The following is a 24,854-nucleotide window of genomic DNA, read 5'->3' as shown; positions in this document are numbered from 1 at the left end:
GCATCCTCACACTCGGGTCGGAGACCCCCCTGGGGACAGGTAGTGAAAGCTCGGCTTCCGGTGCATCAGGAAATCGTGGTGGGAGATGTTCCAGGCGTAGGCACCCGCCATGGTGAACTCCACCCGGTCACCGGGCTTCAGCGCGACGGGCACCCGGCGGGCCAGGACGTCCTTGGGAGTGCAGAGCTGGCCGACGATCGTGATCGGCTCGCCGGGCTCCGTGATGACCAGCGGCTGGTCGTGGCCCTTGGTGGCGGGGGTACGGATGTGGTGGGTCCCGCCCGCCACGACCGCGAACAGCTCGCCGTGGACGCGCTTGACATCGATGACGCGCGTCACGTAGCGCCCGCAGTAGACGGTCAGCGAGCGCCCTGGTTCGATCCTGAGCGTCTCCCCGGGACGGCGCAGCCGCCCGAGGCCCTCCCCGTAGGCCCGCCAGTCGAACCGGGTCCCGGGGTCGGCGTACGAGACGGCCATGCCGCCGCCGAGATTGATCTCACCCACCCCCAGCGTCCGCGCGTAGTCCAGGACCGCCGCCGCCAGCTCCAGCATCCGGGGCGCGTCGAGCCCGCTGGCCAGGTGGGCGTGGATCCCGCGCAACCGTACGGCGTCCTGGCCCTCAAGCAGCGCGACGCACTCGGCGATCCCCGCGGGATCCATCCCGAACGGGGTGGCGCCGCCCCCCATCGCCAGCGAGGCCCCCTCGATCGGGATGTCCAGATTGACCCTGAGCAGCACGTCGGCGGAGCGCCCGGAGGCGAGCAGGCGGCGCAGCTCGCCGGGACTCTCCACATGCAGGCGGGTGACCTCGCTGAACAGCTCGTCGTCGGTCTTGCCGGGGCCGCCCAGCGCGACCGGCGCGTCCGGGAAGTGCTCCCGCACGTGCGCGAGCTCCCCGCCGGAGGCGACCTCGAAGCCGTCGAGGTGCGGAGCGAGCGTCCGCAGCAGCTCCGGGTCGGGGTTGGCCTTGACCGCGTAGTACAGCTCGACGTCTCCCAGCGCGGCCCGGACGGCCCCGGCATGGGCGTCGAGCTCGGCCAGGTCGTAGACGTAGGCGGGCAACCGCCCGGTGGGAACGGCCCCGGGGGGCCGCGTCACGGCCGTGACTGTCACAGCGTTTCTCCGATCTCGACGGTACGGGGAGCCGGATCTCGACGATCAGGCGGTGGACGGGCCTGACGGTCAGAACTCGTCGTACCCGGTGACCTGGCCGATCGAGAAGATGTGCCTGTTCGCGGCGCAGATCGTCTCCAGGACGTGGACGGGCGTGTCCTCGCTGGAGTAACCGGCCCGAAGGACCTGCACGACCCACTCCCCCGGTTCGAGTTCCAGGGTGTCGTACTCGAAGGATGTCGGCGGGCGAGCCGTCAGGTTCTCCTCGGCATGGCCGAAGACGTGCCCGAGGGCGACCAGCGCCGACTGGAGCGACGGCTTGACGAACTCGGGCTCGGCGATGCGCGTTCCCCCGAACAGGTCCGCCCGGAAGTAGCTGGTGGCGATCCGTACCGGAACCTCGTTGGCCGTCATCATCTTCCGGCGGGCGATCACCTCGCTGCCGGGCTCGACGCGCAGGCAGGCCGCCACGTGATCACTCGCCGGCTCCGGGCCGACATAGAGCATTCTGCGGTCCGGCCTGATCCCCTGCCGCTCCGCCTCGACGAGAAAGAGGGACGCGGAGGCGCGCACGGCGGGGTCGGTCGGCAGTGCCCGCCGGACCAGCACCTTCGGAGCGCGGGCCGCCGCCCCTTCGGGGGCGCGGGCCGTCGGCCCCTTACGCATCTGGGATATCCGGCCGGGGGAGACGCCCAGGCGGGCTCCTATCTCCTCCAGGCCCATGCCGGAGTCCCGAGCCTCGGCGATCGCCTGGCGGCGCATCTTCGCCGCCTCCTCCAGGCGCTCCTGCTCCTCGGTCATGAGACGGCCCAGAACCCGTGCGCGCTCGATGGGGTCACTCAGCTCGGAAACATCACGCAGCGTATCCAGATCCATCCGGGACCGTTCTCCTCGCGCTCGACACCGACTGGGATTTTAGCCCCCCTACAGCGAGAGAAATCGCAGCCGGGACACCGATCCGACGACACGGAGAGGAAAGTCACCCCGACACCACCCGGGTTGACGACGATGACTGACTGTAATGTTGTGAACACACCCAGAGGAGGCTGTCGACGATGACAGATGCGAGTGCCGAGGAACAGGACGTCGTCGCCGGGCGGCTCAGGTTCGGGACGGGCTTCGCCGAGAGCGAGCGTCAGAGGATCATCGAGCGGTTGGCCGGGCTGGGAAGGCGGCTGCTCTCCTACCCTGGTGACGCGGTGGAGCTGCGGCTGAGCGTCAAGGACCGCGATACGCCCCAGCAGCGGGTGACGCTCGAATGCGTGCTCCCGGGCACGGAGCCGCTGGTGGCCCACTCCTACGAGCAGGATCTGCCCGCCGCGCTCGCGGAGGTCCGCGACGAGCTGATCCACCACCTGGACAGGCTCAAGACCAGGCGGGACCCGCGCCGCGACCACCCGCACCGGCCCTGAGCCACGACACCTCGGCGATCACCCATACCCGCCGGCGAGCTCCCGTCCCGCGGTGAGCCGGGCGAGGAATACCGGATGTGCCGATCACGCTGTCCCTCACGCAATGGCCGTTTTGACCATGTGGGGAGCCGTTATGACCGCCCGGGAGATGCGCCTGGTCGTCACCGCCGCCGACTACGAGGAGGCGCTGCGTTTCTATCGCGACGTGCTCGGCCTGCCCGAGCGGGCCGCCTACTCCTCGCCCGACGGCAGGGTGACGATCCTGGAGGCGGGCCGGGCCACGCTGGAGATCGCCGATCCCTCGCAGGCGGAGTTCATCGACCGGGTCGAGGTGGGGCGGCGGGTGGCCGGGCACATCCGGGTGGCGTTCGAGGTCGACGACTCCCCCGCCGTCACCGCGAAGCTGGCCGGAGCCGGGGCCACGGTGATCGCCGAGCCCGTCCGGACCCCGTGGAACTCGCTCAACTCCCGTCTTGACGGCCCGGCCGGGCTCCAGCTCACCCTCTTCACCGAGCTTGGAGAGCCTGGCGGCACCGGATCGGAGACCGCTCAGGGCTGATCCCCTCACCGGTCGGTCAGTTCTTGGCCGAGCCGCCCTTCGGGGGCGCCTCGGGGGCGGAGGCAGTGAGCCAGCGGGTGCCGTACGGCTCCAGGGGGAACTTCACCCGGCCGCCGGCGGGCAGCTTGACGGTGCCGTCCACCAGCAGGTCGACCAGGACCTCGCAGTGGTCGAGTCCGTCGAGCGTGAGCTCCACCTGGGCCTCGCGGTCGGCGAAGTTGTGGACGGCGACCACGGTGCGCCCGTCGGCGTCGGCCCGATGGGCCAGCACCGCCTCGTCCCCGGCGTCCAGGATCTCGTAGGTCCCCCAGGCCAGCTCGGGTGACTCCCGGTAGCGCTCGATCAGCAGCATGATCCAGCGCAGCAGCGAGTCGGGGTCGCGGCGCTGGTCGGCGACGTTGACGTTGCGCGGGCCGTACCTGCCGGTGGGCGAGGCCACCGGGGTCTTCGGATCGGCCGAGAAGCCCCCGCCCGCCGACCACTGCATCGGGACCCGGACGGCCATCCGCCCCTCGGCCTCCAGGTTCTCGCCGAGGCCGATCTCCTCACCGTAGAAGAGCACCGGCGTGCCCGGCATGGAGAACAGCACGCTGTAGGCCAGTTTGAGTCTCCGCACATCCCCGTCGAGCATCGGCGGGAGGCGGCGGCGCAGGCCCCGGTCGTAGACCTGCATGTTCTTCTGGGGCCCGAAGGCGTCGAAGACCTCCTGCTTCTGCGACTCGGTGAGCTTGTCCAGGGTCAGCTCGTCGTGGTTGCGGAGGAACATGGCCCACTGGGAGTCGTCGGGCGGCTCGGGCCGCTCGCGCAGGGCGTCGGCGAGGAGTTCGGGGTTCTGGCGGGCCATCGACAGGTGGAACCGCTGCATGGCGATGAAGTCGAAGCACATGGTGACCTCGTCGCCGTTTCCGCTGTCGCCGAAGAACCTCATCAGGTCCGGGTAGGGCAGGTTGACCTCGCCCAGCAGGATCGAGGTGCCGTCCCGGCGGTTCATGAAGGCGCGCAGGTCGGCGAGGAACTCGTGCGGGTCGCCGCCGATGTCCTCGATCAGGAAAGGCACCGCGTCCACCCGGAAACCGGACAGGCCGAGTTCCATCCAGAAGCCGAGGATGCGTGCGATCTCGTCGCGGACCTCCGGGTTGCCGGTGTTCAGGTCGGGCTGGAACCGGTAGAAGCTGTGGTAGTAGTACTGGCCGGTCTTCTCGTCCAGCTCCCAGAGACTGTCCTCCTTGTCGGGGAAGACGATCGCGCCGGGGTCCACCGGCCCTGGCTCGTCCCGCCAGATGTACCAGTCGCGCTTGGCGGAGTCCCGGCTGGAACGGGCCTCGGTGAACCAGGGGTGCTCGTCGGAGGTGTGGTTGACCACCAGGTCGGCGATCACCCGCATGCCGCGGTCCCTGGCCGTCCTGACGAACTCCACGAAGTCCCCCAGGCTGCCCAGGCGGGGGTCGACCGAGTAGAAGTCGCTGATGTCGTAGCCGTCGTCGCGGCTCGGGCTGGGAAAGAACGGCATCAGCCAGATGCAGGTCACCCCGAGCCGCTCCAGGTGATCGACCTGCTGGGTGAGGCCGCGGAAATCACCGATGCCGTCACCGTTCCCGTCCTTGTAGGTCTCCACGTCCAGGCAGTAGACGACCGCGTTCTTCCACCAGAGGTCGGCTGTATGGGTGAGTCGCATGCGTCCGCACTACCCTCTCTTTACTCATTTATGGGGTAACGCGCCGCGGAGTTGACGTGAGGGGGGTCGCAGCGGCCCCGAAGGGCTACGGTGGACAGCGATGACGGCCAGGAGGAGATCATGCGACAGCTGAGGCGCGGCGCGCCCTTCGGCTGGCTGCTGAGCCTGCTGCTGCCGCTGCTGGTCTCCGGAGGGCTGGGCGGGAGCACCGCCGCCCTCACCCGGCACGCCGCGGTCGTGCAGGCCGTCGGCGAGCATCAGCCGCTGTCGCGCCCGCTCCTGGACGGCGTGCAGCGGCACTCCCTGGTCTCCGGCTTCGCCGGCATCGGGGCCGGTACGGGCGGCGGGGGCGGTCACCCGCTCGCGACCCCGCCCACCGACCTCAGGCACCTGTTCCTCGCCGTCGGCCCGCTCACCCGCCCGGCGGGTGACGAGGACAGCCGTCCGCTCGCGGCCCTGCTCGTCAGGCCGGGGCGCGCACCACCCGCCTCCACAACCGGTTGAAACACCCCGGAACCGCTCCGGGTCTCTTCGTCATACGCGAAAAACGCCTTCCCGTGACCGAACGCGGAAGGCGTCTTCTCAGGTATGCGGAGAACGCCTGCCCGTAGCCGAAAGGCGCTCCCTCCGTACGCGGAGCGTGCCGTCATACCTGAACGCTCTTCCGGCATGACCTCGGACAACTCCCCCAGCCTGTGGAGGCTTCCATGTCGCGTGCCCCGGTGGTACGCGCGATAGCGGCGCTCGCCGTCATCGCCACCTCGCTGTACATAGCCCTGACAATGTCGCCGCGCCTCGGTCTCGACCTGCGCGGCGGTACCCAACTCGTCCTGGAGACCCAGGACTCGCCGACGGTCAAGGCCGACGCCGCGGCCACCGACCGCACCCTTGAGGTGCTCCGCCGCCGGGCCGACGGCCTGGGCGTCGCGGACGCGCCGCTGGCCCGCTCCGGCGAGCGGCGCATCATCGTGGAACTGCCGGGTGTGCAGGACCCGACCAAGGCCGCCGAGGTCATCGGCAAGACCGCGCAGCTCACCTTCCACCCCGTCCTCGGCGCCCCCGACCCGGGAGCGGAGACCAAGCCGGGCAAGGGAGAGCAGATCCTGCCCGACGATCGCGGCGTCCCGCTGCACATCGGACCGGCCGCCCTCACCGGCGACGGCGTCGGCGGCGCCGAGGCCGGGATCGACGCCCAGCAGGGCGGTGGCTGGTTCGTCACCGTCGACTTCCGCGACCAGGGACGTGCGGCGTGGGCCAAGCTGACCGGTGAGGCGGCCTGCAACGAGCCGGGCGACCCCAGGCGCAGGATCGCCATCGTGCTCGACTCCAAGGTGATCGTCTCGCCCCAGGTGAACGAGGACGTCGGCTGCAAGGTCGGCCTGCCGGGTAACACCACCCAGATCACCGGTACCTTCACCGCCGAGGAGGCCTCGGAGCTGGCCCTGCTGATCAAGGGCGGCTCGCTGCCGGTGCCCGTCGAGATCGTCGAGCAGCGGACCGTCGGCCCGACGCTCGGCGCCGCCGCGATCCAGGCCAGCGCCTGGGCCGCGGTCATCGGCATCGCGCTCACCGCGCTGTTCATCATCGTGATCTACCGGCTGGTGGGCCTCCTCGCCGCCATCGCCCTGGCCTGCTACGCCCTCATCTCGTACGCGGCGCTGGTGGGGCTCGGTGCCACGCTCACCCTGCCGGGACTGGCGGGCTTCGTGCTGGCGATCGGCATGGCCGTCGACGCCAACGTGCTGGTCTTCGAGCGGGCACGTGAGGAGTACGCCGAGACGCCCAACCTCGGGGGCTCGCTGGAGAAGGGGTTCCGCAACGCGTGGAGCGCGGTGGCCGACTCCAACATCACCACCCTGCTCGCCGCCGGGCTGCTGTTCTTCCTGGCCTCCGGCCCGGTACGCGGCTTCGGCGTCACGCTGAGCATCGGTGTGATCGCCTCGCTGATCACCGCGATGGTCATCACCCGCGTCCTGGCCCAGTGGGCGGTGAGGTTCAAGGCGGTGTCCGCACGACCCCGGATGACCGGCCTGTCCGACATCGGGCGGGTCCGCGCCTGGCTGAACATCCGCAAGCCGAACCTGATGAACCGCCGCGCCGTGTACTTCGCGATCACCGGCCTGCTGGTGGCCGCGTCCGTGGCCGGGGTGGCGGTACGGGGGCTCAACTTCGGCGTGGAGTTCACCGGGGGCAGGCTCGTGGAGTACTCCACGACCACCCCGATGAGCGCCGACGCCGCCCGCGAACTGGTCAGCAAGGCCGGGTTCCCCAACGCGGTGGTGCAGGCCTCCGGTGAGGACATCTCCGTACGGACAGGTCAGATCACCCCCGCCGAGGTGGTGCAGATCGAGAAGGCGCTGGAGAGCGAGGGCGGCCAGGTCACCAAGGAGCGCGACGAGCTCATCGGGCCGAGCCTGGGGGACGAGCTGCGCCGCAACGCGCTGATCGCGCTGGGCGTCGCGCTCGCCGCACAGCTCGCCTACCTCGCCTTCCGGTTCCGCTGGACGTTCGGCCTGGCCACGGTGGTGGCCCTGGTCGCCGACGCGACGATCGTGATCGGCGCGTTCGCGTGGCTGGGCAAGCCGGTGGACGGGGTGTTCCTGGCCTCGATGCTCACCGTGATCGGCTACTCGGTCAACGACAAGGTCGTGGTCTTCGACCGGGTTCGCGAGCTGTGGGGCGCACGGCCGAAGAGCTCGTTCGCCGAGGTGGTCAACACCTCGATCCTGCAGACCGTGCCCCGTACCGTCAACACCGGTCTGGGCGCGCTGTTCATCCTGGCCGCGCTGGCGGTGCTCGGTGGCGACTCGCTGACCGACTTCGCGGTGGCGCTGCTGATCGGAATCATCGTCGGCACGCTCTCCTCCGCGCTGGTCGCGGGGCCGGCGGCGATCGAGCTGGAGAAGCGCAGGCCCGGCACGGCGCCGCAGCCCAAGCGGAAGGGCCCGGCTCCGGCCCGCCAGGGTTCGGGCGCCGTGCTCTGAGTGGCGTGCTCTGAATGGCGGGACCCCGGGCCGGAACGCGTTCCGGCCCGGGGTCCGGTGGGCGGCTCCCCGCAGGATCCGGGAGGAGCCGTCCACCGCCATGACTTTCCCACTAACCCTACAGACCATAGGTGAATTTATGCACAAAACTATCGTGATGGGCTATTAAAGCCGCTTTTTTCAGGGAGGCCGAGGCGCGCGGCGGGGCACAACACTGGTGCGAGATCTTCGGCCGTCGAAGCAGAGCGGTCACGAACACGGGGAGCAAGCATGAGCCATGCGGTGAAGATGAACCCTCAGGTACAGAAGAACATTGACATGTGCCTGGAGAGCCACAGCCGTTGCGAGCAGACCATGACCTACTGCCTCATGCAGGGGGGACGGTACGCCGACATGTCGCTCATCGGCCCGCTCATGGACTGCGCCGACATGACCCGTCTCTGCGCGGACATGATGATGCGCCAGTCGCCGATGGCGAAGGAGATGTCCGCGATGTGCGCGAAGGCCGCGAACAAGTGCGCCGACGCCTGCATGTCCATGGAGAGCGACCAGATGATGAAGGAGTGCGCCGACGCGTGCCGGACATGGGCCGAGGCGTGCCGGACGATGGCGAACGCACGAGCCTGAGTCACGGAATCCAGCAGAACTCTCACGGGTCCTCCAGCCGTGGAGGCGCGGGCAGGGGCGCCGCCGATCGAATCGGCGGCGCCCCTGCCCGTGTGGTGCCCGGACGGGGACACCGCCGAGCTCGGCCGATGCCCGGAACGGACACGACCCGCCGAACGCGGCCCGCACCCGGGACGGGGTCAACCCTCGGGGGCTCGGCCCGCGCCCGGGACGACACCCGGAACGGGAGCGATCCTCCGGGTTCGGCCGGGAAGGGCACCCCGAATGCCGCTAGTGTGCTTGCCGTCTGATTTCCCTGCTGCCTAAGGCGGATGCGATCGTGGCGGACGACTACGCGACAACTTTCAAGATCGTCGATGTTGACGGTGACGGCCTCATCTCGGTCCCCGAGCTGACCAGGCTCATGGAGGTGCTCGGCCAGCCGATCACCCCCGAGGCGGCCGCGACGGCCGTCGCCAGGATCGACCAGGACGGTGACGGCCTCATCTCCCTGGATGAGTTCGCCGGCTATCTCGCCCAGACCAGGGGCTGACCGACCTGATCCGATCGGGGTGCCCGCCCGGGCCCGAACCGGGCACCCCGATCAGGTCCACTTCCCCGCCGCGGACACCCGGCCAACGCCGGGTCTCACCGCCGGCACGCCCGCCGCCTCCGCGCCCCGGCGACGACAGGTCCCACCGACCGGCCCCACCGACCCCGGCCCCACCGATCTCGGCCTCACCGTCGGCACGCCCGCCGCCTCCGCGCCCCGGCGACGACAGATCTCACCGATCGGCCCCACCGGCCACGGTTTCGCCACCGGCACGCCCGGCCGCCTCCCGTACCCCTTGACCAGGCACGGAACCGTTCAGCCCCGATCAGTCCCTCCCGCCGAAGACGTCACATGTTGCATTTGAGACAAGAACAAGCGTTTGCTAATTGTCCAAAGTGTCAATTAGGTGAGAATCTGAGGCGCACTCCGACGGGAGGGTCTATGGCGACAAAGGAACACACCCGAATCGCTGTCCCAGGCTTGAACGGCCGAAGAACGAGATCTCACGACCTGCCCGACCATCGGCTGTGGCGTTCGGCTCCGGCCAATGTCGCCAAGCTCCTGAGGCCGGGCCTGGCCCAGGTCGCACACCAGGTGATCGAAGAGATCACGGCGCGGATCCCCGAGTACGCCCGGCCGGCCGACACGAACTACATCAAGGCCATCAGGCTGGCCGTGGACGAGGCCCTGCGCCAGTTCGTCGACCGGATCGAGAACCCCAACGCGCCGTGGGAACCCGACGTCTTCCGGACGATCGGGCGCGGCGAGGCCAACGAGGGCCGCAACCTCGACCCGCTGCAGACCGCGATGCGCCTGGGCGCCCGGGTCGCCTGGCGGCGGCTCACCGAGCAGTCCGAGCAACTCGGCCTCACCCCGCAGCACCTCTACGACCTGGGGGAGGCCATCTTCGTCTATCTCGACCAGCTGGCCGACGCCGCGGCCGAGGGGTTCGAGGAGGCCAGGGCCCGCGCGGCCGGGGAGATCGAACGCCGCCGCCACCGGCTGATGGACCTGCTGCTCAGCCAGCCGGCCGCGTCCCCCGACGCGATCGTCGAACTGGCCAAGACCGCCGGATGGCGGCTGCCCAAGACCGTGGCCGGGGTCGCGCTGGAGGAGCACCCCGGTGGCTACCGTCCCCCCTCGCTGCCGCCGGACGTGCTGGCCGGCCTCGACCGGCCGGGCCCCTGCCTGATCGTGCCCGACCCCGACGGCCCAGGGCAGGCCCAGACCCTGGAGAAGGGCCTGCGCGGCTGGAAGGCGGCCGTGGGTCCCGCAGTCCCGCTGGCCGCCGCCGCGACCTCGCTGCGCTGGGCCCGCGAGGCGCTCGACCTGCACAGGCGCGGCGTGCTCACCGAGCAGCGCGGCCTGCTCCGCTGCTCCGACCATATGGCCACGCTGATCGTGTTCAAGGACGAGGAGCTGGTCACCGCGCTCACCAAGGTGCGGCTGGCGCCCCTGGCCCATCTGCGGCCCAGTCAGCAGGACCGGCTGGCGGAGACGCTGCTGGCCTGGTTGCGGCACGGCCGGGGGGCCGGGGAGGTCGCCGCCAGACTTCACGTGCACCCGCAGACCGTGCGCTATCGCCTGCGGCAACTGGAGGAGCTGTACGGCGACCAGCTCAGCGACCCGGACGTCCGGTTCGAGCTGGAGATCGTCCTGCGGGCCCGCCAGTCCGCCGCCGCCGGAACGGCCTGATCACCGCGAACGACTCCCGGAAAGCCGGAAACGGCCTGGTCACCGCAGGCCGTCCGGCAGACCGGAGACGACCGGCCCCGGTGGCGGAACCGGCGACATCGAACTGTCGCCCACGAGCTTCGGCTCGTGTCCCCGTACCCCCGACCGCTGCCTGCCGTCGATCCTGCGCCCCGGCACCGTGAACGCGCCAGGATCCGGCGTCCGCCGGGACGGACGCCCTCCGCCGCGTGATCATCCGATCCGGTGCACGTTTCCGGTCACGACCAGCCTCGGAACAGCCTGAGCCGGTCCTCGCCGACGCGCTCCCTGAGCGCGTGGTCCTCGACGCCGAGGTCCTCGGCGGGCGCCAGGGCGAGCACGCCGACCTTGCCGACGTGCTCGTTGAGCTGCACGGCGCGGGCGGCGGCGCCGGTCTCGGCGAGCGGGTAGACGGCCGACAGGGTGGGATGCAGCAGGCCAAGCGAGAGCAGCCGGTTGACCTCGTGGCACTCCTGGTAGTTCGCCCCGTGGGAGCCGACGATCCGCTTGAGCTTCATCCACAGGTGCCGGTTGTCGTACGCGTGGTCGTAGCCGCTGGACGACCCGCACGTGACGACCGAGCCACCGCGCCGCGCGACGTAGACGGAGGCGCCGAAGGTGTCCTGACCGGTGTGCTCGAAGACGATGTGCGGGTCCTCGCCGACCTGGCGGCGGACCTCGGCGCCGAACCTCCGCCAGGACTTCTCGTCGCCGAGGTGCTCGAACTGCGAGCGGTCCACGACGTGTTCGCAGCCCATCCTGCGGAGCAGCTCCGCCTTCTCCGCGGAGCTGACGACGCCCACCGGGATGCCGCCGCCGTTCCTCACCAGCTGCACGCCGTACGCGCCGAGCCCGCCGGTGGCCCCCCAGATGAGCACGACGTCGCCCTGCTTCATCCGGGATCCACGCTCGCTGACCAGCATGCGGTAGGCGGTGGAGGCGCACAGCATGTTGCAGGCGGCCTCCTCCCAGGTCAGGTGTCCGGGCTTGGCCAGCAGCTGGGTGGACTTGACCACCGCGAACTCGGCCAGCCCGCCGTAGTTGGTCTCGAACCCCCAGGCGCGCAGGTCGGAGCCGAGCATGGAGTCGGAGTGGCTGATCGGGTCCTGCTCGTCGACGTAGGCGGGCGAGACGACGACCCGGTCGCCGATCTTCCAGTGCCGTACCGCGGCGCCCATCCGGACGATCACTCCGGAGGCGTCCGAGCCGAGCACGTGGAAGTCCTTGTCGTGCCGGGGGTCCTCGCGCCCGAACCGCTCCAGGAAGGCGAAGGTGGGGATCGGCTCGAACATGGCCGTCCACACGGTGTTGAAGTTGATCGCGCTCGCCATGACGGCGACCAGCACCTCGTTGGGGCCGAGCTCGGGCATGGGCACCTCGCCCACGTGGACGGATCTGGTGATGTCCTTGTCGACGCCGTTCACGCCGTGCCTGCTCCGGCCGAACATGCCCACCTCGCCCTTGCGGGTGTGCGCGGCCCTGAAGGTCGTGGGGACGTCGAGCCGCGCGAGCTCTTCGGGATCGGCACCGTCGACGACGGCCTGTGCGAGGGTCATTCCTGGCCTCCAAGGTGAGCGGCGATGACTTCGACGTGCGGCGGATCGAGCAGGTTGAGGTGGTGCGAACCGGGGATCGTGACGATCTCCAGCGCCGGGCTGAACGGGCCGAACCCCCGCGTCGGGTCGTCGGCATGGGTGTAGCGGACGTCCTCCACGGCCCACGGGGTCGGTTCCGTCGAGCGGTAGAGCAACACCCGCCCCGGATAGCTCCCCGCCCGGTACGCCTCCAGCGCCCGGGTGTCCTCGTGCGAGGTGAGCTGGTGCCGCAGGATGGCCTCCCCCAGCAGGTCCAGCACCCCCGACTCGGCGACGCGCGCCTCCACCAGCGCGAGCTGCCCGGCCTCGTCCAGGGCCACCAGTTCCTCATGGACGAGGTCGACCCGCACCCCGTAGGTCTCGTCGAGATAGGCGGCGAAGTCCGCGTACCGCCGCGCGACGATCTCCGCCCGCCCTGCCGCCTCGACCTCGTCGGGCAGACCCGAGTCGATCATCGCGACCAGTTCCACGTTCTCCGCGCCGAGCCGCCGTGCGATCTCGAACGCCAGGACTCCCCCGAACGACCAGCCCCCCAGCCGGTAGGGACCGGAGGGGCACACCTTCCTGATCTCCTCCACGTACCGGGTGGCCCGCTCCTCGACCCCGGCCTCGGGGCCGAACACCCCCAGGTCCGCCGGGCGCTCCAGCCCGAACACCACCTGCTCGGCGCCGAGCAGCCCCGCCAGCAGCGAGTACACCCCCGTGGTCCCACCCGCCGGATGCCCCAGGAAGAGCGGCACCCGCTCCCCCGCCTCCGTGGAGCGGACCGCCAGGTAGGCGTGGGCGGCGGGGGTGAGCGGGCGGACGAGGCCACGGGCGGCCTCCTCCTCGTCGATCTCCCGTACCAGGTCGGCCACCTGGGCACCGGTCCACAAGCCGGTACGCGGGCCGGTACGCTCGCCCTCGGCGAGCGCGCGGCCCGTCTCCCGGCAGAGGACGTCGAGCAGGACCGGCAGGACCTCCTCGGGGATCTCCTCGGTCACCCCCGGCTCGCGCCCGAGTATCCGGGTGAGCGCGGCGACGACCTGCCGCTCCGCCGCGTCCCTCGGCTCCACCTGGCGGGCCGGGGCCGCCGTGCCGCCCAGGCCGAGCTCCACGGCGACGGCCATGGCCACGTCCCCGAGGGTCGCCCCCTGCAGCATCGGCGCGGCGGGCACCGCCACCCCGAAGTCGTGCTCGATCGTGCCGCGCAGCCGGGTGGCCGCCAGCGAGTCGAGGCCCGCCTCGGTGAGCACCGTGTCCTCCTGGAGCCAGGCGGCGTCGAACCCCAGCACCGCCGCCGTCCGCTCCTTGATCTTGCCGACCACGACCTCGACGGCCCTGCCCGGCTCCATGTCGGCCAGGGCCTCGGCACCCGCCCAGCCCCCGGCGCTCGCCCCCGCGCCCGCCAGGCCGGCGAAGTACGGCATGCGCGCGATGCCGGGGAACAGCTCGACGGCGGTCGCCACGTCCAGCCGCAGCACGCCCGCCGCGTCCGCCTCGGCGGCGAGAAGCGCCTCCAGCGCCTCGACTCCCTCGCCGGGCGTGATGGGCGAGACGGCGGGCAGCGCCGCCTGGCTCGCCCCGCCGACCTCGGCCCAGGTACCCCAGTTGATCGTCGTTCCCGGCAGTCCCTCGGACCTGCGCAGGTCGCAGAGCGCGTCCAGCCAGGCGTTCGCCGCCGCGTAGGCGGCCTGGCCGGGCGAGCCGAGCAGCGCGGCCGCCGAGGAGAACGCCACCCACCAGTCCAAACTCGGCTGCCTGGTCGCCTGGTGCAGTGCCAGACCACCGTGGACCTTGGCCGACCAGACCCGGTGCAGGTCCGGCGAACCCACGTCGACGACGAGACGGTCGTCCAGCACGCCCGCCGCGTGCACCACGCCCCGGAGCCGCACCCCTCCGTCGGTCACGGCCCTGACCAGCCGTGCGGCGCCCCCCGGCGCGGCCAGGTCGCCGGTCACCACCTGGACGTCGACGCCCAGCTCGCGCAGCCGCTCGATCTCGGCGGCCCCCTCGGCGGAGGGCCCCGACCGCCCGCCGAGCACGATCCGCCCCGCGCCCCGCCCGGCCAGCCAGCGGGCCACGACCAGTCCCAGGCCGCCGTACCCCCCGGTGATCAGGTATCCCCCGCCGCGCCGTACCACCGGCGTCGCCCCGCGCCGCCCGACCGCGCCGGATCCGGTTCCGGGGCCACCCGCCAGGTCGGGTACGGCGGCGAGGCGGGCGGTGTACCGGATGCCGAAGCGCCAGGCCACCTCGTCGTCCGGCTCGTCGGCCGCCAGCTCCGTCAGGAGCGACTCCGTGTCGTCGACGTCCACCAGGCAGGCTCGCAGCTCCGGATGCTCGAAGGCCAGGACCCGGACCAGCCCGCGCAGCGCGGCGGCCCCCGGGTCGCCCGGCTCCCCGTCCAGTACGGCCTGCGCCCGGTCGGTGACGATCCTCAGGCGGGTTCCGGCACCACTCCCGGCACCACTCCCGGCACCACCGCCGGCCCCCTCCCCGGGCCTCGGCGCCACGAGTTCGCGGATGGTCGCGGTCACGGCGAGGAGCAGCGCCTCGCTCCCCGCCGGGGTCAGGCCCGCGGGGACGAGCAGCACGACCTCGTCACTCGGCGGCACCCCGGCCGGGGACGACGGTACGAGACGGGTCGCGGCGTGCGGGGCGGGTCGCTGGGCCGGTACCAGGGGCGAGGTCGCGGCAGGAGGCGGTGAGAGGCAGGGCATCGTGAGCGTGCGGGCGGTGTGTCCGGCGGCGGCGAGCCCGGCGGCCAGGCGCTCGGCCCGCGGGTTCTCGTCTCCGGCCAGGATGAGCCAGCCACGGGCCCGAAGGGAGTCGAGTCCCCTCTCCGCGGGCCGGGCGTCGGTCCCCGCCTCGGTGGCCCAGACCCGCCTCACCAGCTTGCCCGCCAGGGGCACCGGTAGCGCGTCGGCCGGGACGTCCCTGGCCAGCAGCCCGACCGGGGTGCCGTCCGGCTCCAGCACCTCGATCTCGACCGGTGTCCCCGCCGGTACGCGCAGCCGTCCGGCCAGCTCGGCCGGGCTCGGTACGGCGGCGACGACGGGCGAGTCCGCGACGATGCTCGCGGTGCCGTACCGGACCCAGACCCCGGCGGCGTTCCTGGCGTCGATCTCGACCTCGCCCGAAGGGGTGAGGGTGGTGGTGACCGTGGCGGGCAGCGGCAGGAAGCCGGTCAGGGTGACGTCGGCCAGCTCGGCCTGACCGTGCACGGCGAGGGCCGCCGCCTGGGCCAGGGCCGCGACCGCGACCAGCGGCATGACCGGCAGGCCGTGCGGCCGCCACGCCGTGGGCTCCAGCCGCCAGGGGACGTCGGACAGGTCGTCCAGCGTGGTCGTCCACACGTGCCCCGCCGGGCTCTCGACGTGCACCCCGAGCAGCGGATGGGTGCCCGGCGGGAGCGCGGACGACCTGGCGGCGGAGATCCAGTGGCGTTCGTGCCGCCAGGGTGACGGTGGAACGTCGGCGAGCGTGCCGGAGCGGGACGGCAGCAGCGAGGGCATCGCGACCACGGTCGCGGCGAGCTGGGCGCGGATCTCCTCGTCGTGCCCCCGGCGCAGGGAGTGGGTGATCACCGTTCCGGCGGGCAGGCTCTCGCGCAGCGCTCCGGCCAGCACCGGGTGCGGGCTGATCTCGGTGAAGAGGGTGTGACCGTCCGCCGCGGCGGCCCTGATCGCGTCGAGCAGGCGGACCGGGCGGCGGACCCCGGCCGCCCAGTAGGCGGGCTCGAAGGTCGGCACCTCGCGGGGGTCGGCGAAGACCGTCGAGTAGAACGGGAGTTCCGGCTTGCCTCCCGCGATGCCCTCCAGGGCCTCGCGGAGCCTGGGCAGGAGCGGCTTGACCTGCGGTGAGTGTCCGGCGCCCTCGGCGGTCAGCATCCGCGCGAGCAGGCCGCGGGCCTCGACCTCGGCGGCGAAGACGGCCAGCCGGTCGGGGTCACCGGTGACGACGCACTGCCTGGGCGAGGAGTACACGGCGACGTGCAGGTCACCGGGCACCTCCTCGGCGGGCACCTCAAGCACCGCCATGGCCCCGCCGCCGCCGATCGTGCCGAGCAGCGCGGCCCGGCGGCAGATCACCCGCACCGCGTCCCGCAGCCCGATCCCGCCGGCGACCACGGCGGCCGCGACCTCCCCCATGGAATGCCCGACGACCGCCGCCGGCCGTACCCCGTACGCCGTCCAGAGCCGGGCCAGCGCCACCTGCACCGCGAAGATCACCGGCTGCGCGATGGCCACCCCCGGCGCGTCCGCCCCCTCGGCGATGATCTCGCGCAGCCGGATGTCCGACTCCTCGGCGAGCATCGGGTCCAGTTCGTCGATGGTCCGGGCGAAGACCGGTTCCTCCGCGTAGAGACGGGCGCCCATGCCCGCCCACTGCGATCCGTAGCCGGAGAACACCCAGACCGGCCCGCGTCCCCCGGCCAGCGCCGCTCCGGTGACGCCCGCCCCGTCCCGTACGGCCCGCAGCCCGGCGATCAGTTCCTCCCGGTTCGCGGCCACGACCGCGGCCCCCGCCCTGCCCCGCCCCGCCCGCCGGGCGAGGGTGTGCGCGACGTCGCCGAGCGAGACCTGCCGCCGGCCCCCCGCGGCGGGGACGCTCTCGGCGGCGAGCGCGTCCGGGGAGGCGGCATCGGGCCGGGCGGGCTCGGCGAGTTCGGCGTCGGCCCAGTTCGCGAGCGTCCCGGCATGATCCCTGACCCGCTCGGGAGACACGTCCGTGAGCAGGAAGATCTTCGCTGCCGGTCCCTCCCGCTCCGGTTCCCGCCACCGCGGGGCGGGTTCCAGGACGGCGTGGGCGTTGGTGCCGCCGAAGCCGAAGGAGGAGACACCCGCCAGGGGGTACCCGTCCGGCCAGGGGGTGGGGGCGGTGACGACCCGGAGGTGTTCCCAGGGAATGTGCGGATTGGGCCGGTGGAAGTGGACGCTGGGCGGGATCACGCCGTGGTGGAGGGCGAGGACCGTCTTGATCAGGCCGGTGATCCCGGCGGCGGCCTCCAGGTGGCCGAGGTTGCTCTTCGCGGAACCGAGGAGCAGCGGCGCGGTACGGCCCTCGCAGAGGGCGGCGGCGACGGCGCGGGCCTCGATCGGATCGCCCAGGAAGGTGCCGGTGCCGTGCGCCTCGATGTAGCCGGGACTGCCCAGACCCGAGTAGACACCGCGCAGGAGTTCCTCCTGGGCCTCGGGGTTGGGCGCGACCAGCCCGTTCGACCGGCCGTCCTGGTTCACCGCGGTGGCGCGGAGCACCGCCATGACCCGGTCGCCGTCCCGCTGGGCGTCGGACAGCCTCTTGAGCACGACGACCCCGCAGCCCTCGGCCCTGACCATCCCGTCCGCCGACGCGTCGAAACTCTTGCAGCGCCCGTCGGGCGCGGTGCCGCCGCCCTGGTCGAACGCCATGGTGATCACGGGTGAGAGCAGCAGGTTGACCCCGGCGGCGATGGCCAGGTCGCTCTCCCCCGACCTGAGGCTGCCCGCGGCGAGGTGCGTGGCGACCAGCGAGGACGAGCACGCGGTGTCCACCGCCAGGCTGGGCCCGCGCAGGTCCAGCAGGTAGGAGAGCCGGTTGGCGGCGATGCTGAACGCCGCGCCCGTCGCCGTCCAGGCGTCCACCCTCGCGGTGTCGGCCGTGGTCAGGTGGGCGTACTCGTTGCCGGATATGCCGACGAACGCACCGGTACGGCTGCCGCGCAACGACCGGGGCGCGACGCCCGCGTGCTCCAGCGCCTCCCAGGCCGTCTCCAGCAGCAGCCGCTGCTGCGGGTCCATGGTCTCGGCCTCGCCGGGGACGATCCCGAAGAACTCCGCGTCGAACCCGGCGATGTCCTCCAGGAAGCCGCCGTGCCTGGTCGTCCTGGCCAGCACCTCGGCGGTGCGGGGAGATCCGTCGTCGAAGGACTCCCACCGGCCCTCGGGCACCTGGCCGACGGCGTCGCCGCCCGCCATGAGCAGCCGCCAGAAGTCTCCGGGGCCGCGTACCGAGCCGGGGAGGCGGCACCCGACGCCGATCACCGCGATCGGCTCGTCGGAGACGACCGGTCCGGCCTTCTCCGGGGCGGTCCGCGCGCGGGGCGCGAGCCCCCTGGCCAGGCGGTTGATCGTGGGGTACTCCCAGACCAGCGTGGGTCCCAGCTCGCGGCCGAGGAGCACCTCCAACTCCCCCGCCACCGCGACGGCGTCGCGGGAGGAGAGCCCGAACTCCTCCAGGGGACGGTCGGGGTCGACATCCGCGGGGGACAGGCGACAGCGGGTCGCGATACGCCCCGTGAGGAAGCGGCGAATCTCGTCTTCACCGAACAGGTCCACGTGGCAGCTCCAAGAACACCCGAGGTGGTCGGCAAACTTACCCAGACATATCGGGATAAGGGAGCCATGGCAGACCACAATCCATCTCGGCGTTTTATAACGAACGTGATAACGCCCGATATCTGATGAGATTTGTGGTTAAAGCGCAAGTAACAGCGTCATTTCGTTGCGAACGCTTATAGCTGAGCGGCGATCATCCCGCCTAGGGTCGCCTGCCACGGCCACTGTCTCCAGGCCGGGTGGAGGAACGACCATGCGACCTGCTCGACGCGGACTTCTGGCGCTGGCGACCGCGCTTGTCGTCGGATTCCCCTCGACCGCGCACGCCGCCCCGGCCTGGGCGTCGGCACCCGGCGACAGGAGCGGCGAGGCGGGCGCGGCGGTCGAGACCGCTCCGGAGGCGAACTCGGCGGGAAGGGCCGCCCGGAAGGGGAAACCCGCGGAAGGCAACACCCTGGTCGCGAGACCGGGGGGCAGGACCGCCTCGGCGGTGAGACAGGCGGCGAAACCGCAGCCGAGCCCGAGCCCTTCCGCCGGCAAGGGCGGCAAGAGCCCGTGGGGACCCTGGCCTGCCGCCAGGCCGGGCGCCGCGCGCGTGGTCAAGGAGACCTGGCTCGGCCCGCGCACGCTCGACCTCCAGATCTCGTCGCCCTCGGTCAACGCGACCCTGCCGGTCCGCGTGCTGGTGCCCAAGGGCTGGTCGAAGGGCGCGCGCCGCACCTGGCCGGTCCTGTACCTGCTGCACGGCGGCGCCGACAACTACACATCGTGGACCCGGATGACCGGCATCGCGAGCATGACCGAGGACATGGACGCGATCATCGTGATGCCCGAGGCAGGCCGGGCGGGTAACTACTCGAACTGGTACAACAAGGGCAAGAGGGGCGCCCCCGGCTGGGAGACCTTCCACACGTCCGAGGTGCGCCGCCTGCTGGAGACCGGCTACCGCGCGGGGAGCCGCCGCGCCGTCGCGGGACTCTCCATGGGCGCGTACGGCGCGATGAAGTACGCCGCGCTGCACCGGGGGATGTTCCGCTTCGTGGGCGCCTACAGCGGCGTCATGTCCACCCGCCTGCCGGGCATCCCCGAGCTCATCATGAACGCGCAGGCCTCCGAGGGACAGGACCCGCAGGCGTTGTGGGGCGACCCGCTCAGGAACCGGGACGTCTGGAAGGCCAACGACCCCGCGGCCCACGCCAGGAACCTGCGCGGCGTGAGCATCTACATCTCCAGCGGCACGACCAGCAGGCTGGGCGAACTCGACCCGCCGGGAGCCCCCTGGAGCCCGGCCCACCTGGGCGAGCCGATCTCCGCCTACACGGCCAGGGACCTGGTCGCCAAGCTCCGCTTCCACGGCATCAAGCCCGTGGTGCACCTGTACAAGGACGGCACCCACAGCTGGCCCTACTGGGAGCGCGAGTTCCGCAGCTCCTTCCCGATGATCCTGTCCGCCCTGGGCCTGAAAGCCGCCCAGGACGACGCTTCCGCACCCCGGGAGCAGGAGGACGTCTGGAACCTGCTCGGCGGGACGTGAGAGCGGGGCGCGCGGCGGTCGCCGACGACAGCCGGCCGCCGGTCCCGGCCGGACGATCCGCTGCCGGCGAGCCACGTCCGGCGGGCCTCCCGGGGAATCCGCTTCCAAAGACGCGGACTCTCCTCCCGTGACCCGTGACCCGTGACCCGTGACCCATCGCCGGCCCGGTCTCGTGTTGACTCACCGTTGACCAGCTAATAACTTTGAGTAGTTGTTTCAGCACTCAGCGTGGCGAGTGTTCGAGGCCGCGCGTGAGCCTCGGCGTTCCGTAACGGACGTTCGGCCGCGGATCCCCTTCCCGAAGGCGACCTCCGGTCTCACGCGCGAGGTCGTCCGGTCGTGTGCCGTCGTATCCCCGCGAAGGGTGACCCACGGCTCTCGCCTGGCCGTCTCGGGGGAAGCGCGCTCACACAGGAAGAGGCAGCGACAGGTAATGAGGAGCGCATTCAGCGGACGTGCCGGGGGCGCGCCGCACGACTCGCGCGGGGCCCGGCATCCGGTGACCGTCATGGCCGAGCAGATGACCGATGTCTTTCTCGACCTTGGTTACCGCGTCGTCGAAGGCCCCGAGGTGGAGGCCGAGTGGTTCGCCTTCGACGCGCTCGACATGGACGACGACCACCCCGGCCGCACCCCCGGCCGGGCCTTCCACCTCGAGGACCCCTCGGAGCCCGGCGGGAGGTCGGGCCTCGTGCTGCGCACCCGCACCTCACCCGCGCAGGTACGGGCGATGCTCGGCAGGACCCCGCCACTCCGCCTGGTCTGCGCGGGCCGCGCCTTCCGTCCCGACCCGGTCGACACCATCCACAGCCCGGTGTTCAACCAGGTCGAGGGCCTCGCCGTCGACCTGGGGCTCACCATGGTCGACCTGAAGAAGACCCTCGACCACTTCGCCGCCGCCGTGTTCGGCAGGGGCACGGTGACCCGGCTCCGCACCCACCGGGCCGCCTACACCGACCCGTCGGCGAAGGTGTACCTGGAGTGCGCGGTCTGCCACGGCCTCCGGGAGGACGCCTCCGCGGGCCCGTGCGGGACGTGCGGCGGCGAAGGGTGGATCGAGTGGGGCTGGTGCGGCACGGTCCGCCCCCGGGTACTGACCACCTGCGGCGTCGATCCGCACAGGTACGGCGCGTTCGCCTTCGGCGTGGGCGTCGAGCGCACCCTGATGCTCCGGCACGGCCTGAAGGACATCCGCGACATCATCGGCGGCGACATCCGCTTCCCGCTCGGGATGGACGAGTTCGTCCCCGGCGGCAGGCCCAGGCCCGCTCCCCGCCCCTGGACCACGGCCACCAGCCGGGCCGTGCCGGCCGCACGGGCCGTGCCCGATCTGGAGATCATCCCGCTGACCCGAGGCGGTCACGGCAGGAGAGGCCCGCGGGGACGGGAGGCCGGCGGGGGGCTCACCCGCTCGCAGAGCCTGCGACGGCGGATCGGGCACGCGCTGGCGGGGGCGGGGTACGTCGAGACGCCGCGTTTCCCCTTCGTCTGCGACGCCGCGTGGGACGCCTTCGGCCTGGCGCCCGACGACCCGCGCCGCGCCACGCTGACGCTCACGAACCCGATCACCCCGCGCGAGCCGTCACTGCGCACCACGCTCCTCCCCGGGCTGCTGGCCGCGCTGGGGCTCAACCTCACCCTGGGAAATCACCACCCGGCGCTCTTCGAGCAGGGAGTGGTCTTCGCACCCCGCACGGGCGCCGCCCCCACCCTCCCGCTCCTGGCGGACCACTATCCCGCCGCGAGCCGGCTCGACGCACTGAACGCCGCCGTCCCCGCCCAGCCCAGCCATCTCGCCATCGCTCTGACCGGCGAGTCGTCGTGGGCCCGCGCCGTCGACGCCGCGCGGACGGCCGCGCACGTCATGGGGGCCGGCCTGATCACGCGCCCCACCGAGTACCCGCCCTGGCTCCCTGGACGCTGCCTGGAGCTGCTCGTCGGCGAGGCGGTGCTCGGCCACGCCGGCGAGCTGCACACCGCCACGGTCCAGGCCCTGGGCCTGCCCCCGGGGACGAGCGTCATGGAGATCGATCTCACCGCGCTGGAACATCTCACCGATCACGGAAGCACTTGACGTCCTCCCCGCCGGCACCCGGAGAGCCGGGGCGCCCCGCCCGCCGGCCAGGTCTGCCGGTTCGCGGTCCCGGTGAAACCGGCCTGAGCCGCCTCACCGGGACATCGCACGGTATCGCGGGAGTGCGTCAGGTGGTCGCGAGATAGATCTGGCCGAAAGCCTCGGAGAGCTTCTTGAGGTCGGTGGTCACGTCCACCTCGGGGTTGGCCGGGTCGTAGACGGCGGCCAGGCGGCGCTGGATCGGGGTGAGCTTCTTCAGCTGGTCCCAGGCGGTCAGCCGGTTCACCGCGCCCTGGGCGTCCTGGACTCGGGTCCAGACGTTCACCTGCTGGGCGGCGTTGTCCTTGACGGGCACCGAAAGCCGGGAGGCGATCTGCTCATCGGTCACCTGGCCGACGAGACCGGTCTCCTCCGCGGCGATCTGGGCCAGGACGTCCCACGACCGGGCACGGACCTGGATCCACTGGTTGCGGTGGGCCTGCTCGGCGTCGATCTTCCAGGTGTCGTAGCCGCCGTACAGCAGGCCGGTGTCCAGGGAGAGCTGGTCGACGCGGCCCGCGATCAGCGGGGACTCGATCTTCTCGGGGGCGAGCAGCGGGTACCGCTTGCGCATCTCCGCCTTGCAGGTGTCGTTGGCGCCGCAGGCGAGTTCGGGGACCACGGTGTGCACGCCCAGCCGCTTGCCGGGCGCGGCCTGGCGGAGGGCGTCGGAGGCCGCGGTGACGAACGCGGTGACCTCCGCGTCCGTCTTGAACGTGCTGTTGTAGCCCAGCTGGGAGGTGAACCGGATGCCCGTGACCTCCGGACGCGCGGCAAGCGCGCCGATGCGCTTGACGGCGGCGGTGAACGTCTCGGTGCCCGCCTTCCAGTCGTCGGCCAGTTCTGTGTCGATCCAGACCCTCAGCTGCCGGGCCTTCGCCGCGGTGATCGCCTGACCGGCCGGAGTCAGCGCGGCCGCCGCGACGGCGGGGTCCTGGGTGCTCGTGGCGGTCGACGTGGCGGCACCGGTCTGTTCGGGTCCGCTGACGGTGCCGTCGCCGCCCTCGCCGTGCCCGTCGACCGAGCACTGCTGGCCCGCCTCGCACTCCGGCGTGCCGTCCTCCCCCGCGCCTTCGGGGAGAGGGGAGTTCTCGTCGCCTTCGGCGCCGCCGCCGAGCGGCTCAGGGCAGACGGATCCAGCGGCCGAGCAGTCGATGAACTTGCCGTCGACCGGGCTGGCCTCCCTGAGGTGGGCCGCGTCGTCGCTGCCCCAGAAGAGCGCGACGCCGAGGGCCTCCTCCGGCTTGGCCAGCCAGTGGCACACGATGTAGGCCGGGGTGTCGGCCCCCATCAGATCGTTGCAGCTACGGGGGTCGTCCTGCGAGTACGCGGCCCCGGGCGTCATGATCCCGACGAGCGCGAGCGCGGCACCGACGGCGAGGGCCCGGCGCAGAGTAAGTCGCATGTCCTGAACTCCCCGGGTGAAGCTGGTCAAAACGATCGATCCACACTTTACCCAGATCGCAATGGGCTCAACAGCCCCAGTCAAGGACACACAGGACTTTGATACCTTCCGGCTGATCCGGCGTCCCACGCGGGCGGGAGCCCGCGGCATTGCAGGTAGCCGGAATGCCGAGGCCCCACTGGCGTGAAGCGACAAACGGAGGCTGCCAGCGCAGACGGCGGGCGCCGGAGACGACAGCATGGTGATGAGGGCAACCGCCCGTCTCCGCGGCGGCGTCGCCGATGACGAGACTTCGCCGCCTTCCTTGAAAAGCGCACCGATCGGTGCAGATCGAAACGGGATCTTCATGTCGCCGCACGTCAACCCTCTGAGCAGCCGGTTCCATGGGCTTCCGGGGTCGGACGAGATCATTCGTCTCGCCCTGGCGACCAGTGACCTGCTGAAGCAGATGGAGAACGCCAGGAACCGGATCGACCGGTCGCTGGTCCAGCAGCGGCGATTCGTGTCCGACGCCTCGCACGAGCTGTTCACCCCGATCGCCGGGCTCAGGGCTCTCCTGGAAGAGGCACGGCTGCATCCCGAGGAGACGGACCTGAGCGAGCTGCTGGCAGACGCGCTGGAAGACGTCGACCGGCTTCAGAGGATCGTCAGCGACCTGCTGATGCTGGCGAAGGTCGGCACGAACCCGCCGGACACGTTCGTCAGCACGGACCTGGGTGAGCTGGCCCGCGCCACGGTCTCGCGGCGCGAGGACGACATCCCCGTACGACTTCGGCTCGCCCCCGGGGTCAGGGCGAACGTCGTCGACGCGGAGATCGACCGGCTCCTCTCCAACCTCCTGGACAACGCACAGCGCCATGCCAGGCGCACAGTGCTGGTCGAGGTGCGCAGGGACGGTGAATACGGCGAGCTGACCGTCACCGACGACGGGGACGGCATCGCCGACGCCGACAGGGATCGGGTCTTCGAGCGGTTCACCCGGCTGGACACGGCCCGCTGCCGCAGTCGGGGAGGCACCGGACTCGGCCTCACGATCGCCCGCGACATCGCCGAAGCCCATCTGGGCACCATCGAGGTGGACGGCTCTCCACTGGGCGGCGCACGGTTCGTCTTCCGCCTTCCGCTCACCACCACAGCCGCCGCACGGCCGGACGGCGGTGGAGAGACCACTTCCCGCGGGGCCCCCACCCCCTGACACCTGCCCGGATGACAGTGGGATCCGCCAAGCCCCCACCCCCCGACCGGGCGGTCGCCCGTCCAGGCTCCCCCGGACCGGCGACCGGGTTCCCTCTC

16 protein-coding genes are annotated in these 24,854 nt (G+C 71.8%); 10 read left to right on the top strand and 6 right to left on the bottom strand.

All coding sequences use genetic code 11. From position 1 onward, the window contains the following. Positions 1 to 6 precede the first annotated feature (6 nt). Positions 7 to 1,098 carry an alanine racemase gene (locus AB0K21_RS14265; RefSeq protein ID WP_364149890.1) on the bottom strand — a complete coding sequence of 364 codons (1,092 nt, stop codon included), beginning with the start codon at positions 1,096 to 1,098 and terminating at the stop codon, positions 7 to 9. 84 nt (positions 1,099 to 1,182) lie between these two features. After that, a complete protein-coding gene (locus AB0K21_RS14260) occupies positions 1,183 to 1,989 on the bottom strand; it encodes a UTRA domain-containing protein (protein WP_343974744.1) in 807 nt (268 codons plus the stop codon). Between the two features lie 179 nt (positions 1,990 to 2,168). On the opposite strand from AB0K21_RS14260, the gene AB0K21_RS14255 reads away from it, so the two are divergent. Both AB0K21_RS14255 and AB0K21_RS14250 read left to right on the top strand, forming a co-directional pair. Next, positions 2,169 to 2,525, top strand: a complete 357-nt coding sequence (locus tag AB0K21_RS14255) for a hypothetical protein (protein ID WP_364149887.1) — start codon at positions 2,169 to 2,171, stop codon at positions 2,523 to 2,525. Between the two features lie 133 nt (positions 2,526 to 2,658). Next, entirely contained in the window at positions 2,659 to 3,084 is a 426-nt protein-coding gene (locus tag AB0K21_RS14250; protein ID WP_343974752.1) for a VOC family protein, read from the top strand. A gap of 16 nt (positions 3,085 to 3,100) precedes the next feature. Here the strand turns inward: AB0K21_RS14250 and AB0K21_RS14245 are convergent, their stop codons facing one another. Further along, positions 3,101 to 4,759 carry an alpha-amylase family protein gene (locus AB0K21_RS14245; protein ID WP_343974755.1) on the bottom strand — a complete coding sequence of 553 codons (1,659 nt, stop codon included), beginning with the start codon at positions 4,757 to 4,759 and terminating at the stop codon, positions 3,101 to 3,103. Between the two features lie 120 nt (positions 4,760 to 4,879). Between AB0K21_RS14245 and AB0K21_RS14240 the strand changes: the two genes are divergently transcribed. From AB0K21_RS14240 to AB0K21_RS14220, 5 genes are all read left to right on the top strand, one after another. Beyond that, positions 4,880 to 5,263 (top strand): hypothetical protein, encoded by a 384-nt coding sequence (locus AB0K21_RS14240; RefSeq protein ID WP_343974758.1) that lies wholly within the window; start codon positions 4,880 to 4,882, stop codon positions 5,261 to 5,263. Positions 5,264 to 5,466: 203 nt separating this feature from the next. Next, entirely contained in the window at positions 5,467 to 7,743 is a 2,277-nt protein-coding gene (gene secD, locus AB0K21_RS14235) for a protein translocase subunit SecD (RefSeq protein ID WP_364149884.1), read from the top strand. 270 nt (positions 7,744 to 8,013) lie between these two features. Beyond that, positions 8,014 to 8,370 carry a four-helix bundle copper-binding protein gene (locus tag AB0K21_RS14230; RefSeq protein ID WP_343974764.1) on the top strand — a complete coding sequence of 119 codons (357 nt, stop codon included), beginning with the start codon at positions 8,014 to 8,016 and terminating at the stop codon, positions 8,368 to 8,370. 319 nt (positions 8,371 to 8,689) lie between these two features. Next, positions 8,690 to 8,902 (top strand): EF-hand domain-containing protein, encoded by a 213-nt coding sequence (locus tag AB0K21_RS14225; protein ID WP_343974767.1) that lies wholly within the window; start codon positions 8,690 to 8,692, stop codon positions 8,900 to 8,902. 480 nt (positions 8,903 to 9,382) lie between these two features. Further along, entirely contained in the window at positions 9,383 to 10,597 is a 1,215-nt protein-coding gene (locus tag AB0K21_RS14220; protein WP_343974770.1) for a helix-turn-helix domain-containing protein, read from the top strand. Positions 10,598 to 10,854: 257 nt separating this feature from the next. Here AB0K21_RS14220 and ccrA read toward each other — a convergent pair whose 3' ends face one another. Together ccrA and AB0K21_RS14210 are read right to left on the bottom strand one after the other, a co-directional pair. Then, positions 10,855 to 12,171, bottom strand: coding sequence for a crotonyl-CoA carboxylase/reductase (ccrA, locus tag AB0K21_RS14215; protein WP_343974776.1), 1,317 nt, complete (start codon positions 12,169 to 12,171; stop codon positions 10,855 to 10,857). Beyond that, positions 12,168 to 18,509 carry an SDR family NAD(P)-dependent oxidoreductase gene (locus tag AB0K21_RS14210; RefSeq protein WP_364149881.1) on the bottom strand — a complete coding sequence of 2,114 codons (6,342 nt, stop codon included), beginning with the start codon at positions 18,507 to 18,509 and terminating at the stop codon, positions 12,168 to 12,170. The genes ccrA and AB0K21_RS14210 overlap by 4 nt, the downstream gene beginning before the upstream one ends. A 253-nt stretch (positions 18,510 to 18,762) precedes the next feature. On the opposite strand from AB0K21_RS14210, the gene AB0K21_RS14205 reads away from it, so the two are divergent. Both AB0K21_RS14205 and AB0K21_RS14200 read left to right on the top strand, forming a co-directional pair. Then, on the top strand, positions 18,763 to 20,043 hold the full coding sequence (locus AB0K21_RS14205; RefSeq protein WP_364149879.1) for an alpha/beta hydrolase family protein: 1,281 nt from the start codon (positions 18,763 to 18,765) through the stop codon (positions 20,041 to 20,043). A gap of 433 nt (positions 20,044 to 20,476) precedes the next feature. Then, complete coding sequence (locus AB0K21_RS14200) at positions 20,477 to 22,117, top strand: hypothetical protein (RefSeq protein ID WP_364149877.1); 1,641 nt, start codon at positions 20,477 to 20,479, stop codon at positions 22,115 to 22,117. 127 nt (positions 22,118 to 22,244) lie between these two features. Here the strand turns inward: AB0K21_RS14200 and AB0K21_RS14195 are convergent, their stop codons facing one another. After that, positions 22,245 to 23,561, bottom strand: coding sequence for a hypothetical protein (locus tag AB0K21_RS14195; RefSeq protein ID WP_343974789.1), 1,317 nt, complete (start codon positions 23,559 to 23,561; stop codon positions 22,245 to 22,247). Between the two features lie 346 nt (positions 23,562 to 23,907). On the opposite strand from AB0K21_RS14195, the gene AB0K21_RS14190 reads away from it, so the two are divergent. Continuing rightward, positions 23,908 to 24,756 carry a HAMP domain-containing sensor histidine kinase gene (locus AB0K21_RS14190; protein WP_343974792.1) on the top strand — a complete coding sequence of 283 codons (849 nt, stop codon included), beginning with the start codon at positions 23,908 to 23,910 and terminating at the stop codon, positions 24,754 to 24,756. The last annotated feature ends 98 nt before the right edge of the window (positions 24,757 to 24,854 follow it).

Source organism: Streptosporangium sp. NPDC049248 (assembly GCF_040678965.1).
Lineage (GTDB): Bacteria > Actinomycetota > Actinomycetes > Streptosporangiales > Streptosporangiaceae > Streptosporangium > Streptosporangium fukuiense.
This window is presented reverse-complemented; position numbering and strand designations above follow the sequence as displayed.